Source organism: Endozoicomonas montiporae CL-33, assembly GCF_001583435.1.
Classification (GTDB): Bacteria; Pseudomonadota; Gammaproteobacteria; order Pseudomonadales; family Endozoicomonadaceae; genus Endozoicomonas_A; species Endozoicomonas_A montiporae.
In genome coordinates this window covers 1,553,684-1,568,264 of record NZ_CP013251.1, presented here as the reverse complement: position 1 = coordinate 1,568,264, position 14,581 = coordinate 1,553,684, and the positions used below count along the sequence as shown (strand labels likewise).

Here is a 14,581-nt window from a genome sequence, read left to right as displayed (position 1 = left end):
CTTTGAAGACTCATCACTGGCATGAACTGAAATGAAAGTACAAAGACAAACAAACAAGATACAAGCCGAAAAATATCGCGTGTGCATTAGAGACAATTCCTTATCTTGTATTAATTAAGAAGCTGTTCAAGATCTTTTGAGGTGCCTTCTTAGTGAGAACTGCATGTAAAAAGTTCCCGGAACCTTTTCAAAAATCATGACGCTGTCTGCAAACAACTTAACTTGCACCAATTCCTTTTTAATACGAGACTACGCTGTTTTTTTCTGACTATTGTTTTGTATGAGCCAGACGCGATCGGATACTGACGACTTTAAAACCCTGTTCCTGAACGATACCCCCCTGATGGATGTCAGGGCACCTGTAGAATTTGAACAAGGCGCTTTCCCAAAGGCACAGAACGTGCCTATTCTCGATAATCATCAACGCGAGATCATCGGCACCTGCTACAAAAGAGAAGGTTCAGACGCAGCGGTCGCTCTGGGCTATGAGCTGGCTACAGACGAGATCCGAGCTGCGCGCCTGAACAATTGGAAAGCATTTACTGAGAAACACCCTAATGGTTATCTCTATTGCTTCCGTGGTGGTCAGCGTTCTCATCTGACTCAAGCCTGGTTGAAAGAAGCCGGTGTTCACTACCCGCTGATCAAGGGTGGCTACAAAGCTCTGCGCCGTTTTCTGATTGACCAGCTTGAAGCCTCGGTAGAGGCCTGTTCATTTGTTATTCTCAGCGGTAAAACCGGTACCGGCAAAACCCGTCTGTTGCACAAAATCAGTGACAGCATTGACCTGGAAGGTCTGGCAAACCATCGTGGTTCCAGCTTTGGCCGCCGCTGTGGTGGACAACCGACCCAGATCGACTTTGAGAACCGCCTGTCCATTGCCCTGATGAAACACCTTCACCATAAGCCAGAACGCGCCGCCCTGCTGGAAGACGAAAGCAAACTGATTGGTCGCTGCAGCCTGAGTCAACCCATGCGCGACAAAATGCAACAGTCGCCTATTATTCTGCTGGAAACCAGTGTGGAAGAACGGGTAGAAGTGGGCCTGCAAGAATATGTACGTGATAACCTGGCTGACTTCACAACCGTTTATGGCGAAGAAGCGGGTTTTGAACAATTTCGAGAAGGTCTGGCTGGTAGTCTGTATCGAATCCGCAGACGTTTGGGTGGCGCTCGTTATCAGGCACTGAACAGTCTGTTGGAAAATGCCCTGCAGCGTCATCATGATAACGATGACATAGACGGCTACCGACCTCTGATTGCCGACCTTCTGAAGGAGTACTATGACCCGATGTATGAATATCAGCTGGAGCAGAAAGAAGGGAAGGTGATTTTCAAGGGGAACCACAAAGACATTCAGGAAGCTTACCCGGAGCTGGTGAAAGCTGTGCCAGCCTGACTCTTTATCACAGGGTGTGGAAAGCTGTCATTAATCAGCCTTCCAGACCCTGTGATAAAACATCAACAGGGCTAACCCTGTCAGTACAAGGATGCTCCACTCAACGGTATCCGGCCAGCGGCTCTCCAGCAGAAAGTACAACAGCCCGATCATTAAGGGTTCTGAAATCATAACCTTCGCCCTGAATGAATCGCTGCCATAAGCCAGCCGGTTGTTCCAGATCACCCGCGCCAGCAATGTACAGAACGCGCCCGCTATCAACATGGCAAACCAGAACAGATACCAGCTTCTGCCATCCGATTCAGAAAACAGCCGCCATTCCCCTTCGCCAAACAGTGTCAGCGGTAATAGCAGAATAAGAGCAAGACTGGTACACAGACCAGACATCATTAAATGATTGGAACGATCCAGCCCCGAACAGGCTCTGACAATCCAGACCTGACGGTTTGCAGCACACAGCCAGCAAACACCCGCCAGCAACAACCAGATCACCCCGGTGGCAAACTGATCTTTATCCGTGCTGTCTTCCACCAGCGCCGCTTTATCAAACATCAGCAATATTAATGAGCAGAACAAGATCAGCAATGACAACTTTTGGGTGGACGAGCAGGCCTGCCGGCGACTGGAGAAGTTGAATAAAACAGGGAGTGTCGCTACCAGCAGGCAGGCTGCCAGACCACCCAGTGAACGAATGGATAGAATCAGAAACAGGTAGTAACCAATATGCCCGGTCAGAGCCAGAATGACACCGTTCTGCCAACGACAGCGAGGCTCTGCAATATCGTAGCGTTTCAGAGCATCACGCCGGAACGGTAACACCAGCAAAATCAACAGGCCGAACACCAGAAAACGGCCAAAGACGATTTCAACGGCAGAAAAATCAATCAGCCAGAGTGGCAAAATGCACAGAAGACCAAGCAGACTACTGGCAAGAACAGGCAGAAATAAACCTTTTGACATCAGTATTACAACAACTCCGAAGGTTCCCTCTTTCAGAATTGTTCACAAATCCCTGTTTTGCCAGTCAACAAGATCACCCTGCCCCTTTAATAATGCTACTTCCGGCTGAATAACTGGATACTTTCAGAGTTATGTACCATTTTCATACTGCCTGTTTTCGTTAACCGTCATGGGCAAATAGCGTCAGAATTCCGTCTGGTGCCCAAACGGCTAATCAGATAGTTGAAGACTATGAGCATTCCGAACAAAAGCAAAACTCAGGTAATCATCGCACTGCACCTGCTGACCACATGTATGGGCATGCTGACCAGTCTGCCCGCCTCCGCCAGAGACTGGCCCGAGATTGCCCGATCCGGCACCCTTCTGGTGGGAACAACCGGTGACTACCCGCCGTTGACCCTGCGTAGCAAACAGGGGCGTTATCAGGGATTTGCCATTGATATGGCTGAATCTCTGGCCTCTTACCTGTCACTGGTCAGCGAGAAACACATCCGGGTGGAGTTCGTTCTGACCCAATGGCCCGACCTGCATCATGATCTGCAACAGGATTACTTTGATATCGCCATGGGAGGCATCACCCGCACTGAAGATCGCAGTAAACAGTTCTTACTGTCCGATAACGTGATACCCAGCGGCAAAGTCATACTCATGCAGAATAAACTTGCCGCACCGTTCAGCGGGCTGAATGATCAGGCACTACTAAACAAACTGAATGCCTCCAAATTGCATCTTGTAATCAACCCCGGTGGCACCAATGAACGTTTTGCCAAACGTTACCTGTCGTCCATGCCCTTTACTATGGCTGCCAACAACCGGGAGCCCTTTCTGATGCTGCGCAACCATCAGGCCGACCTTATGCTGACAGACTCTATTGAGGCTCGATATCAGGTCAAACAGATTCCCAGCCTGACCATCGTTAATCCGGACAGGTTCAGCTGGACCCTTTCCCACAAGGTTTACATGATGCAGAAAAACAGCCATACGCTGCTTGGGGAAGTGAACCGCTGGCTCAAGCTGACGAATATTGAGCAAATAAAGAAAAACTGGTTTTAGCTATCGATTATTCCGATTACTATTTCTGCATTCAAAATCACAATCAGAACGCAGGAAGACAACACGGTGTCCGGAGACTTCAACCCTCTTTTTGATCCACAGATTGATCGAACCCACACATCCAGCCTGAAATGGGACAAATACAAACAGCAGGATATTCTGCCCTTCTGGGTGGCGGATATGGATTTCCAATCCGCTCCGGAAATCCTCGAAGCCCTGCATGAACGCATTAATCATGGCGTGTTTGGCTACACCAATGCCGGTGACGAGCTGGAAGAGGTCGTGGTTGAACGTTTTCGCAGCCTTTATCACATGGACATTGAAACCGAGTGGCTGGTCTGGTTGCCCGGACTGGTTACCGCACTGAACATCGCCACGCGTAGCTACGCTGACGAAGGTGAAACGGTGGCTGTGCCCTATCCGGTGTACTACCCGTTTCTGACTGCACCAAAACTATCCGGACGGGAAATGATCGGCCTGCGCTGGACGCTTATAAACGACAAGTGGCAGCTGGATCTGGAACAGTTCAAACAGGATCTGACCGACGACACCCGTCTACTTATGCTCTGCAACCCACAAAACCCGAACGGTCGGGTACTGACCAGGGAAGAACTGGAAGCTATTGATGCCATCTGTCAGCAACACAACCTGATTGTCTGCTCCGATGAAGTCCATTGCGACCTGATTCTTGACCCTGCCTGTGAACACATTCCCTACGCTTCCATCAGTGACTATGCCAGAGAGCACTCCATCACGCTCATGTCACCTTCAAAAACCTTCAACGTGGCGGGCTTTGGCTGTGCCTTTGCAGTGATCCCCAATGGCAAACTGCGGATGAAGTTTCAGCGCACCCGCAAAGGCATCGTGCCCGATCCGGACAATATGCTGATCGGCTACACCGCCACCAAAGCGGCCTATCAGCACGGCGAAGCCTGGCGTCAATGTCTGCTGGAATACCTGCGCGGTAACCATGAACTGCTGCTAAAGGAAATCAATGCCATTGACGGGCTGAGTATGGCACCACTGGAAGCCACTTATCTGGCCTGGATAGACGTCAGCAAACTGAATCTGGACGACCCACATGGTTTCTTTGAACAGGCTGGTGTTGGTCTGTCGCCAGGTGAACAGTTTGGTGACAAGAACTTTTTACGCTTTAACTTTGGCTGTAGCAGAGAGCTGTTGAAAGAAGGAATCCGTCGTATTCGTCAGGCGGTTGAGAGTCTGTAATCTGTAATGCGTCGTTGCAGCAGGGACAGCTAACCCCTGCTGCAACACACTGATCAAGCCTGCTCTTTGAGTCCTTTCGCGTAAATGTTGGCAAAGGGCTTGAGAATAGTGGAAGGCATAAAGCGCTTCATCAATTCAAAAAATACCGCATCTTTACCAACCAGTTGCCGCTGCTTATTCTTCCGCACCGCCTGAATAATCTTCTGGGCAGCCTGATCCGGTTCCATGGCAAAACGATCCACCTTGGCTGCAATTTCATCGGCTCTTTTCTGGTTAGAGTTTTTATCTTTATGAGCATTAAAAATATTGGTTCGAATCGCACCCGGGTGAACACTGGTGACACCAATGCCCAATGCCTTTAACTCGGTCCAGAGGCTTTCACTGATAGATCGCACAGCCGCTTTGCTTGAACTGTAAGACGACTGATTCGGCAGACCGACAAAACCCGCCATACTCGACAGGTTAACAATATGGGCATTTTCTTCACCCTCACCGGCAGCCTTCTTCAACAGCGGCAAAAAGGCCTTGCTGCCATAGATAACCCCCCAGAGATTAATCCCCAGCGACAGTTCCCAGTCCTCAATGGACATTTCTTCAAAGCTTCTCTGAAAGCTGATACCGGCATTATTGAACAACAGGTTAACATTGCTGTGCGTTTGCAACACTTCATCAGGCAGTGACATCATACGCTCGCGGTCTGTCACATCCACCACATGCTGACTGATTGTGACACCTGTGGGTTCCAGCTGTTTTGCGGTCTCTGCCAGACCTTCCGGATTGACATCCACAAGGGCGAGGTTGCAGCCTTCAACGGCCAGTTGTCTTGCTATTTCACGACCAATACCGCTGCCAGCACCGGTAATCACAGCCACTTTATTCTTGAAGTCTTTCATGAAGTTCCCGCTGCATTATTAGAATTATCAGGGAATAGTACCAATCGCACTTTCAAAATTCCTATTGCGCAGCCATTTGATTCCAATACTCTGCGTTGGGGATCGTCGCCATAGCTATGACTTCTCACCCCGCCTTGCCTATTGAAATCAAATGGCTTGCTCGTAACGGGGTTTGAAAGTTTGATTGGTATAAGCTTTTCGATCGGATTGTTTCAACCCGCCACCACAGCAACATCGTTCGAACAGACTAATACAGATAATGGCGAATCGTTACCATCAGCCCTGAGGAATAACAGGGGTTGCGCAATTTTACTTGTAAGCTACAATTAAATTACTATTTAGTTGTAAATTACAACAATCACAAGAAGCCAGTCATATAAAAGAGAGAATAATAATGACCCAGTACGCAAAGATTGAAGCCGCAGAGATTCCCGAGCGTTATGCACGGGGATGGCATACCGTTGGTCCTGCCAGCCAGTTCGGTCAGGAGCCTCAGAAGCTTGATATTTTTGGCACAAAACTGGTCGTCTATCGCGGTGACGACGGTCAGCATTATGTTCTGGATGCCTACTGCCCGCACATGGGTGCTGACCTCAGTGATGGTCAGGTAGAAGGCAGTGGTCTGCGCTGTCCTTTCCATCACTGGCGTTGGGAAGGTTCTGACGGCAAGTGCGACGACATACCCTATGCGAAGCGAATTCCTGCCAAAGCCTGTATCAAAAGCTGGCCAACTCTGGTCGAAAACAACCTGCTGTTCATCTGGAATGACCCTGAAGATAATCCTCCTATTCCCGAGCAAAAGCCCCCTCATATGGAAGAGTGTTTCAACGGCGAATGGACAGACTGGGTGATTGACGCAAACACCATTCATACCAACTGTCGGGAACTGATCGACAACATGGCGGACTGCGCCCACTTTGGCCCGGTTCACTGTGCCGGAGCCGTGTCTTTTGAAAACGTCTTTGACCGTCATATGTGCCAGCAAATCATGTCCGGTACCAGCCCCAGACTGGCAGGCGATGAAATTCTCACCACGGTAGCCACATACTATGGCCCAGCCTACATGATCACGGAAATGCAGGGTGAACTCCACGGCACAGAAATACACAGTCGTCTGATGGTGTCGCACACGCCCATAGACACAGAATCCTTTGTGTTGCGCTTTGGCGTCATGGTCAAAAAGATTCCCGGCCTCAGTGATAAACAGAATCAGGCCATGGCCGAGCAATATGTTCAGCTGTCACAACAGGCCTTCCTTGAAGATGTCACCATCTGGCACAACAAAGTGCGGGTCGATAACCCGATTCTGTGTGACGGTGACGGCCCTGTGACTCGCTTACGCAGCTGGTATGATCAGTTCTACGTGGATATTGCTGATGTACCGGAGCAGTGGCAAGAACGTAAAAGCCATGCTCTGAAAGCCTTTAACCCAATCCCGGAACATCGTCTGGCGGCACCACCCACACCCGAAAAGTTGCCTGAAGAAGAGCCTGCCTGACGGGCTGGGTTATTCATTAAGCGATTGATTGAGCGATTAATTGAACGAAAGGGGGCTGTACCATCAGCCCCTGCTTTTTTCTGAACGGTTAAGACTTATGGACCTGAACAATTCCATTACCTACCAGATCACAAAATGCGGCGCACTGCTGCGACAGCTGTCTACCCTCCGTCTGCGAAATCAGGGTCTGAATATTACGCCTGAAGAAGCCACGCTGCTAAATCAGTTGTGGGACAAGGACGCACAATCTCTCTCCGAGCTGGGCACCTGGAGTATCAAAGAAGCATCAACGGTTACCCGGCAAATCGACTCCCTTGAAAAAAAAGGCTACATAAATCGAGTACCTGATCCGCAGGATGGCAGAAAAACGCTCGCCAAGCTCACGACCACCGGCAAGCAGTTAAAAAGTGCATTCCGCAAAACAGCCATTCATGCCATAGATGAAACACTGACCGACATTTCGAGAGAAGAGCTGGAAATCACCCTGAGTGTACTGAATCGCCTGAAGCAGGCTGCTTGTGAGGAGCTGCAGTAAAGAGCATGAAGCATTGAAGCATCAATTAAAAGTCACTGCCAGCCTGAGCATGTCTTTATGCTGAATACCATTTTCAAAAATGGGCTCGGGATAATTATCCAGAAAAAAATCACGCTCCACGCCTTCCACGCGAAACTCGGCTCTCTGGTAAAAACCCAGCTGATGCCCAAAGGTGCCTGTACCCAGCTCAATACGATGAACGCCACGGGAACGAGCTTCACTCATCACAAAATTCAAGAGTTGGGTGCCAAACCCCTGACCCTGAACATCGGGGCCGATGGCAATATTCATCAACTCAAGGCAACCTTCAGACCGCTCAGCCAAGACACAGACACCCACAACCTGCTTACCCAGCTCGGCACAATAGCAATGACTGTTACTAAGGTATGCCCGAACATTATCTTCTGAAGGATCCGCTTCAAGCAGCAAAGCCATGGGCAGTTCAGTCGCATTGACTTTACGAATAAGTAATTCATAACTGTCGTTCATTTTTAAAACCTAATACAGCCTAATTAAATCAGCGAGCCATCTTTCTTTAACCTAACCTTTACCTGTTAACTGAATTATCGATTGGAGGTCGATAATGCGCAGGTCTGGTCATCTATTTAAAGCAGTTGGTTTTGTCTATTGCCTGACATCAGCCGTTTATCTTAAAGCGGATAAAGTCGAATTGCACAGCGGGACGGTCATTACCGGGCAAGTGCTCAGTATCAAAGATGACAAGCTGGAGGTGGACAGCGGTTATGGCAAACTGCTCATTCCTCTGAAAGAAATCACATCAATGGATTCTGATAACCCGATCTGGATCCGGTTCAAAGGGGAAAATGCCTTCAGTCCATGGAAACTGGAAACCATAAACCAGCAGCTGCAGCTTGTCAGCCCTGACCAGTCCCAGATTCGCCCCGCTGTCCCGACGGAGCTAGCCAATGTCAGTCATATTACACCTGACAGCGATGAATGGCGCTGGACCGGCAATGCGAATGCCTACCTGAGTTATCAGCGTGGCAATACCAAAAAAGACGCCTTCAATGCCGACGGTCAATTTGCAGTCAGGGATTACCTGAAACGTAAAATGATCCACAACCAGGCAAGAAGAAAGACGACAGTACTTTAATGTTTGGTCCGGGGGCAAGCTGGTAAGCTAGTAGTTACTTTGACTGCTTATCCTGCGAGGGTGGCTGTAAATGATGCCAGCCATCCCGTGGTTGAAAATCATCACTATGAAACACAATCGACCTGCCATCACAGATAGTGATCGCCTGATAATGCTCAGACTGCCAGAACTCAGGATAGTAACGAAAGCCCAGAGCATGAATAACCGCTCGTATACGCAACAAAATTTTACTGTACTCTGCCATTTGAGCTTCTACATATGATTTGATAGCAGGCTCATCATAGCGCCCCAGCAGTTTTGATAAATCATCGTCAGTAAATCTTAGTGAAATTCTCAGGCACTGATTGGCCAGTTGATATGATCTGGCCGTGATGTACAGGCTGAACAGAATATGGTGCAGAGGATTCGAAACATCAAAGGGAATAGTGACGCTTCCCGGACTAAAGGAAATCTGAGCCGGATGCTGCTGACCCGATGGCAACCGTATAGATAATAAATGCGGAAATTGGAGTTGAAGGTTGCTAGGAGTCACATCACTCAACTGAGTACTCTTCAGAAAAGCTGCAAACAACCCGCAAAAGGTCAACCCGGCATAATTCTGGACGTACATATCGATAACAGGTCTGAATTTAGACAACGTATCCCATACCCCGCACCTGGCAGGTAAAATCGATCTCATAAAGCCTTTAAGGCTCTCGCCTGCAACCAGTAAATAATCGTTCATGGCGTTTCCGACGGTACTGCAGGCCGCGCCAGAAACCAATATGCGACATCCGTTGTCCATTGCACGAACGACTCTGTCATACCGCTCCTGAGCCCACTGGTAGTCAGGCAGGATAAAACTATCAGCATCAGCAACAGCATATTTGAGTTCAATTTTCATGTCAGTATACAGCTGCATCCATGCTCGCCAGCTGGCAGCAAACAACATCCTCTGCAACGCCGTTATACTGCTGCGATCGAGTATTAACAGATCATCGGGTATCGCTGTATCAGGCAAGTAAACCCAAACATGGTATGACGAGTCATCCCCTGCTTCAGCCAGTACCTGACCGGTATGCCCTGCCATCAGCCGATCATGCAAAACGCCCGCCATCTGATTTCGATAGGCCGACCAGCCAATACTCCATGACTGTAACGAGTCTCTCGTTTCCAGCCACCACCATTCGCTGCCCACATGCACTAGCTGAATGTCCGGTATTTCCATACCCGAATCATCGTCAATGGAAAAAACCGGTAAAACCTGTTCAGGCGTAACCAACAGACTGTGATCATCCACCTCTAAATTCTGATTCACATGCCATACCAGTATTGGCTGGTTCAAATGGTGAGCCATTGCCACCAGCTCGGGCATACCTGCCCAGCTGTCACGATTGGCCAGTGTCGGCGACGTTGAAATCAGCCTGGCAGTCAGGCTATCAATACTGCTGCCCACCACCGCATCACTGAGATGCGCTTCAAGCATCGGGTGACTGAAAGGCGAGGCATTTTGCAAATAGCCGGTCAGCTGACTAAACAGGGCTCGCCCGTCTCCGGACTGCCCCAAAGCTCTTTCGACCGCGCGGTAAAAACAGAAACCATCGTGAGTGACTTCTACCAGATTAATATGATAATTGGCACCTGTTGCCCACTGGCTGCCAACAAGAGCTATTACCAGTAGAGTTGCACGGAGCACGATTGCAAAGTGCCTTAGAGCCTGCCTGACCAAATATGAACCTTTGCTATATATTCGGGCAACTATTATAGACCATCAGCTATAGACCATCAGCAGAATTGGGCTGGCAGACAGCCAACCCGAAAAGGTCGCTTAATCTTCAAACACGACTTTCAAAGGACCGGACACAGGCCGGCACTGACAGGCCAGTGTCAAGCCTTCATCCAGCTCTTCCCGGGATAGCACTTCGTTGTTTCCAAGAACAGTATCACCACCTTCAACAGTGCATATACAAGCCGCACACATGCCCTCTTCACAGGAGAACGGTGCATCAATGCCCGCTTTCAACATGGACTGCAACAGGGTATCGCCACTTTCATAGGGCACTTCCTGTGTTTCGCCATCCAGATAGACCTCAAAGGCGGTCACCGTTGAACCACTGACTGCTGCCCGTGCGGCAGCTTCCTGTGCAGCGGCTTCTTCCGGGTCAGGCGGGGAAACAAAGCGTTCCACATGAATACGTCGCTTGTCTTCACCCAGCTTCAGCAGAGTATTTTCAACGGTATCCATGAATGGGCCCGGGCCACAGACGTAAAACTCGCCGCCATCGTGACCTGTTACTTCCTGAATCACCCGCTCCTCGGACAAAAAACCATCGACGTTATCAAAGAGGTAAATCACCTGCAGACGATCTTTATGTCCGGATTCAAGCGCAGCAAGTTCTTCTTTAAAAATGACCGACTGTTCGTCACGGTTGGCATAAACCAGTTTGACCTTGCGGCGGGTTTTCTTCAGAGCCGTTTTCAGGATAGAGATAACCGGTGTTACACCGGAGCCACCACCAAACAAAACAACATCGTTATCACCATCATTCAGGTAGAAAATACCCGCCGGAGGCATAACATCAATAAAATCGCCGGGTTTTACGTCGTCGTTTATCCAGTTTGATATACGACCGTCCACAACCCGTTTAATGGTTACCTTATGTTCGGAATCCACATCAGGCGAACTGGCAAGGGAGTAGCAACGAATCAGGTTCTTGCCGTCATAAGGCACTTTCAACGTCAGAAACTGTCCTGCCTTGTAGGAAAACAGTTCCTCGTTCTCTTTTGGAATCGTAAAAACAACAGACTTGCTGTCGTGGGTTTCAACAATAACATCAGCTACCTGCAAACGGTGATACCGGTTTTTACCAAAACCTGTTTCCTCCGGAATCACACTCTCTACCTCTGTCATACTACAGCTCACCTGTTTTTATCGTTATTTCTGGAAGCCTTGATTAAAGACTGCTGATTAACTGGGCATTATCCACCCGCAATTCAACGCCATTGATAAAACGGGACTCATCCGAGGCAAGGAACAGAACCGCATTGGCAATTTCAACCGGATCGCACATACGACTCTTGGGGTCTTGCTTCACTTCATCAGGCAATGGGCCACCAGTGAATTTCTGAACCATCGGTGTATCGACACCGTCCGGATTAATAGTATTGATTCGAATGCCATAGCCCTGGTTTCTGCAATGCACCGACAGTGAACGACTCAATGCCGCCACAGCACCTTTTGAGGCAGAATAAGCCGGACACATGGGCATGCCTCCCAGAGCGGCAACAGAAGACATATTGATAATCGATCCGCCAGAATCTTTCATCGCTTCAATAGCGTACTTACAGCCGAGAAAATAGCCATCACTGTTTACACGCTGAATGGTCTGCCAGATTTCCAGTGTCGTCTGTTCAATAGGCAACAGTTGCAGAATGCCTGCATTATTCACCAGAACATCAATACGACCAAAGGCTTCGAGTGTTGCAGCCATCACCCGTTTCCAGTCTACTTCACTGGCAATGTCCTGCTTTATAAAGATCGCCTGATCACCTATTTCATCCGCCAGCTGCTGCCCTGTCTCTTCATTCAGATCCGTCAGAACCACCCGGGCGCCTTCCTTTGCCAGCAGCAAAGCATCTTCCCGTCCCATTCCACTGGCAGCACCGGTGATGACACAAACTTTATCTTGTACTCGTCCCATGGTTTAATCCTGCAACTAGGCTTATGCAGCATTTTGTCGATCCACTGCAAGCGGATCATCGTCCATCAACACTATCCACTTAAGCCATTAACCGGAATCGTCACTCAGGGTCCGGCAAGCTGCCTGCATACAAAAAATAACAATAACCACCGGGGAATGACTATGTCAGCCGACGTTCACCCACTCTACCCAAACCTGTTCCTGCCCCTGGATCTGGGCTTCACCACACTGAAAAACCGCATTCTCATGGGTTCCATGCACACCTACCTTGAGGAGCAGGGCAAGTTTAAAGAACTGGGAGCCTATTACGCAGAACGCGCGAAAGGCGGTGTTGGCCTTATCGTGTCCGGAGGTATTGCACCCAACCAGGCAGCCGGTGGTATGCCCGGAGCCGCAGTAATGAGCACCGAGGCCGATGTAGACCACCACCTGCCCCTGACCAAAGCAGTACACGACGAAGGTGGTAAGATCTGTATGCAAATTCTGCATACCGGTCGCTATGGCGTTCACCCTGAAAACATTGCACCCAGTGCCAAAAAGTCGCCCATTAATCCCTTTGTTCCCAGAGCCCTGACCAGCGAAGAAGTCAGACAGGAAATTGATGACTTTGTAAACTGCGCCGTACTGTCACAAAAGGCAGGCTACGATGGTGTCGAAATCATGGGATCTGAAGGCTATTTCCTGAATCAGTTTATTACCAGCGAAGTAAACCAGAGAGACGATGAATGGGGTGGCGAGTACAGTAACCGGATCAAGCTGCCTATAGAGGTCGTACGTCGTACACGCGAAGCTGTCGGTGAACACTTTATTATTATTTACCGCCTGTCCATGCTTGATCTGGTGAAAGGTGGCAGCACCTGGGATGAGGTCGTAGCGCTGGGCAAGGCCGTTGAACAGGCCGGTGCCACCATCATCAACACCGGCATCGGCTGGCACGAAGCCCGTATTCCAACCATTGCTACCATGGTACCCCGCGCAGCATTTACTGCCGTCACAGCCCGAATCCGTTCCGAACTGTCTATTCCTGTTATTACCTCTAACCGGATCAATATGCCGGACACTGCTGAAGAAGTACTGGCAAGAGGCGACGCTGACCTGATATCCATGGCTCGCCCATTCCTTGCCGATCCAGACTGGGCAAACAAGGCAGAACAGCAAAGAGCCGATGAAATTAACACCTGTATTGGTTGTAACCAGGCCTGCCTCGACCACGTCTTCCAGCTAAAGCCGGTCAGCTGCCTGGTCAATCCAAGAGCCTGTGACGAAACACAGCTGAACTACCTTCCCACTGAAACCCCCAAAAAACTGGCTGTTGTCGGGGCTGGCCCCGCGGGGTTGGCATTTGCCACTACCGCCGCATCAAGAGGCCATCAGGTCACGCTCTTTGAAGCTTCCGACCGTATTGGCGGGCAGTTCAACATTGCCAAAACCGTACCTGGTAAAGAAGAGTTCAATGAAACCCTGCGTTATTTCCAGCGACAGATCGAGCTGACCGGCGTCACACTGAAGCTCAACACCAAAGTAGCGGCAGAAGAACTCAACAGCAGTGACTTTGATGAAATCATTGTTGCCACCGGTGTCACCCCGAGAACACCGGATATAGAAGGCATCGACCACCCTAAGGTGCTGAGTTATCTCGAAGCTTTCCGGGGAGCCGAAGTGGGTAAAAGTGTTGCCATTATCGGCGCCGGAGGTATCGGCTTTGATCTCTGCGAGTTTCTGACCCAGAACGGCCCATCCACCAGCCTGAGTACCAGTGCCTTCATGGAAGAGTGGGGCGTAGACCTTGACGTAAAACACCGGGGAGGCCTGTTAACGAAACAACCCGTTGAGCAACCGGCACGTCAGGTCTATCTGCTACAACGCAGAAGCCATAAGCCGGGCAGTAATCTGGGCAAAACCACTGGCTGGATTCACCGCTCTACATTAACCAAGCGCGGCGTCAAAATGTTGCACTCCTGCGAATATGAAAAGATTGACGATCAGGGGCTGCACATTAAAGTAGAAGGCAAGTCAGACATTCTGCCGGTTGATCATGTCATCATCTGTGCCGGTCAGGAGCCTCTCAGAACTCTGGCAGACAACATCACTGACAAGCCTGTGCATACCATTGGCGGCGCTGATGTTGCTGCCGAGCTGGATGCAAAGCGTGCGATTAATCAGGGATGTCATCTGGCAGCGGCTATTTAATACCGAATGCAACGAGTTGGGTTTTAACCCAA

13 protein-coding genes are annotated in these 14,581 nt (G+C 49.7%); 7 read left to right on the top strand and 6 right to left on the bottom strand.

The window, feature by feature from the left end; translation table 11 throughout:
- Positions 1–280 precede the first annotated feature (280 nt).
- Entirely contained in the window at positions 281–1,399 is a 1,119-nt protein-coding gene (gene mnmH / locus EZMO1_RS06860; RefSeq protein ID WP_034874513.1) for a tRNA 2-selenouridine(34) synthase MnmH, read from the top strand.
- A gap of 30 nt (positions 1,400–1,429) precedes the next feature.
- Here the strand turns inward: mnmH and EZMO1_RS06855 are convergent, their stop codons facing one another.
- A complete protein-coding gene (locus EZMO1_RS06855) occupies positions 1,430–2,359 on the bottom strand; it encodes an EamA family transporter (RefSeq protein ID WP_034874515.1) in 930 nt (309 codons plus the stop codon).
- 231 nt (positions 2,360–2,590) lie between these two features.
- Here EZMO1_RS06855 and EZMO1_RS06850 point away from each other — a divergent pair, with 231 nt between their 5' ends.
- Together EZMO1_RS06850 and EZMO1_RS06845 are read left to right on the top strand one after the other, a co-directional pair.
- Entirely contained in the window at positions 2,591–3,412 is an 822-nt protein-coding gene (locus tag EZMO1_RS06850) for a transporter substrate-binding domain-containing protein (protein WP_051789724.1), read from the top strand.
- Between the two features lie 66 nt (positions 3,413–3,478).
- Positions 3,479–4,639, top strand: coding sequence for a MalY/PatB family protein (locus EZMO1_RS06845; RefSeq protein ID WP_034874517.1), 1,161 nt, complete (start codon positions 3,479–3,481; stop codon positions 4,637–4,639).
- A 53-nt stretch (positions 4,640–4,692) separates the two neighbouring features.
- On the opposite strand, the gene EZMO1_RS06840 is transcribed toward EZMO1_RS06845, so the two are convergent.
- The gene (locus tag EZMO1_RS06840; RefSeq protein ID WP_051789725.1) at positions 4,693–5,532 is read right to left on the bottom strand and encodes an SDR family NAD(P)-dependent oxidoreductase; all 840 of its coding nucleotides are present in this window, start codon (positions 5,530–5,532) and stop codon (positions 4,693–4,695) included.
- A 394-nt stretch (positions 5,533–5,926) separates the two neighbouring features.
- Between EZMO1_RS06840 and EZMO1_RS06835 the strand changes: the two genes are divergently transcribed.
- Positions 5,927–7,030: a 3-ketosteroid-9-alpha-monooxygenase, oxygenase component gene (locus tag EZMO1_RS06835; protein ID WP_051789727.1), complete on the top strand. Its 1,104-nt coding sequence runs from the start codon at positions 5,927–5,929 to the stop codon at positions 7,028–7,030.
- Between the two features lie 97 nt (positions 7,031–7,127).
- A complete protein-coding gene (locus EZMO1_RS06830) occupies positions 7,128–7,565 on the top strand; it encodes a MarR family winged helix-turn-helix transcriptional regulator (RefSeq protein WP_034874519.1) in 438 nt (145 codons plus the stop codon).
- Between the two features lie 21 nt (positions 7,566–7,586).
- On the opposite strand, the gene EZMO1_RS06825 is transcribed toward EZMO1_RS06830, so the two are convergent.
- Entirely contained in the window at positions 7,587–8,054 is a 468-nt protein-coding gene (locus EZMO1_RS06825; RefSeq protein WP_034874521.1) for a GNAT family N-acetyltransferase, read from the bottom strand.
- 94 nt (positions 8,055–8,148) lie between these two features.
- On the opposite strand from EZMO1_RS06825, the gene EZMO1_RS06820 reads away from it, so the two are divergent.
- Positions 8,149–8,679, top strand: a complete 531-nt coding sequence (locus EZMO1_RS06820; RefSeq protein WP_034874523.1) for a hypothetical protein — start codon at positions 8,149–8,151, stop codon at positions 8,677–8,679.
- Positions 8,680–8,713: 34 nt separating this feature from the next.
- Here EZMO1_RS06820 and EZMO1_RS06815 read toward each other — a convergent pair whose 3' ends face one another.
- The 3 genes from EZMO1_RS06815 to EZMO1_RS06805 form a co-directional block, all read right to left on the bottom strand.
- Complete coding sequence (locus EZMO1_RS06815; RefSeq protein ID WP_034874525.1) at positions 8,714–10,354, bottom strand: OTU domain-containing protein; 1,641 nt, start codon at positions 10,352–10,354, stop codon at positions 8,714–8,716.
- A 132-nt stretch (positions 10,355–10,486) separates the two neighbouring features.
- Positions 10,487–11,569, bottom strand: a complete 1,083-nt coding sequence (locus EZMO1_RS06810; protein ID WP_082211874.1) for a ferredoxin--NADP reductase — start codon at positions 11,567–11,569, stop codon at positions 10,487–10,489.
- Between the two features lie 43 nt (positions 11,570–11,612).
- Positions 11,613–12,359 (bottom strand): SDR family oxidoreductase, encoded by a 747-nt coding sequence (locus EZMO1_RS06805; protein ID WP_034874526.1) that lies wholly within the window; start codon positions 12,357–12,359, stop codon positions 11,613–11,615.
- 156 nt (positions 12,360–12,515) lie between these two features.
- Here EZMO1_RS06805 and EZMO1_RS06800 point away from each other — a divergent pair, with 156 nt between their 5' ends.
- A complete protein-coding gene (locus tag EZMO1_RS06800) occupies positions 12,516–14,549 on the top strand; it encodes an NADPH-dependent 2,4-dienoyl-CoA reductase (RefSeq protein ID WP_034874529.1) in 2,034 nt (677 codons plus the stop codon).
- The last annotated feature ends 32 nt before the right edge of the window (positions 14,550–14,581 follow it).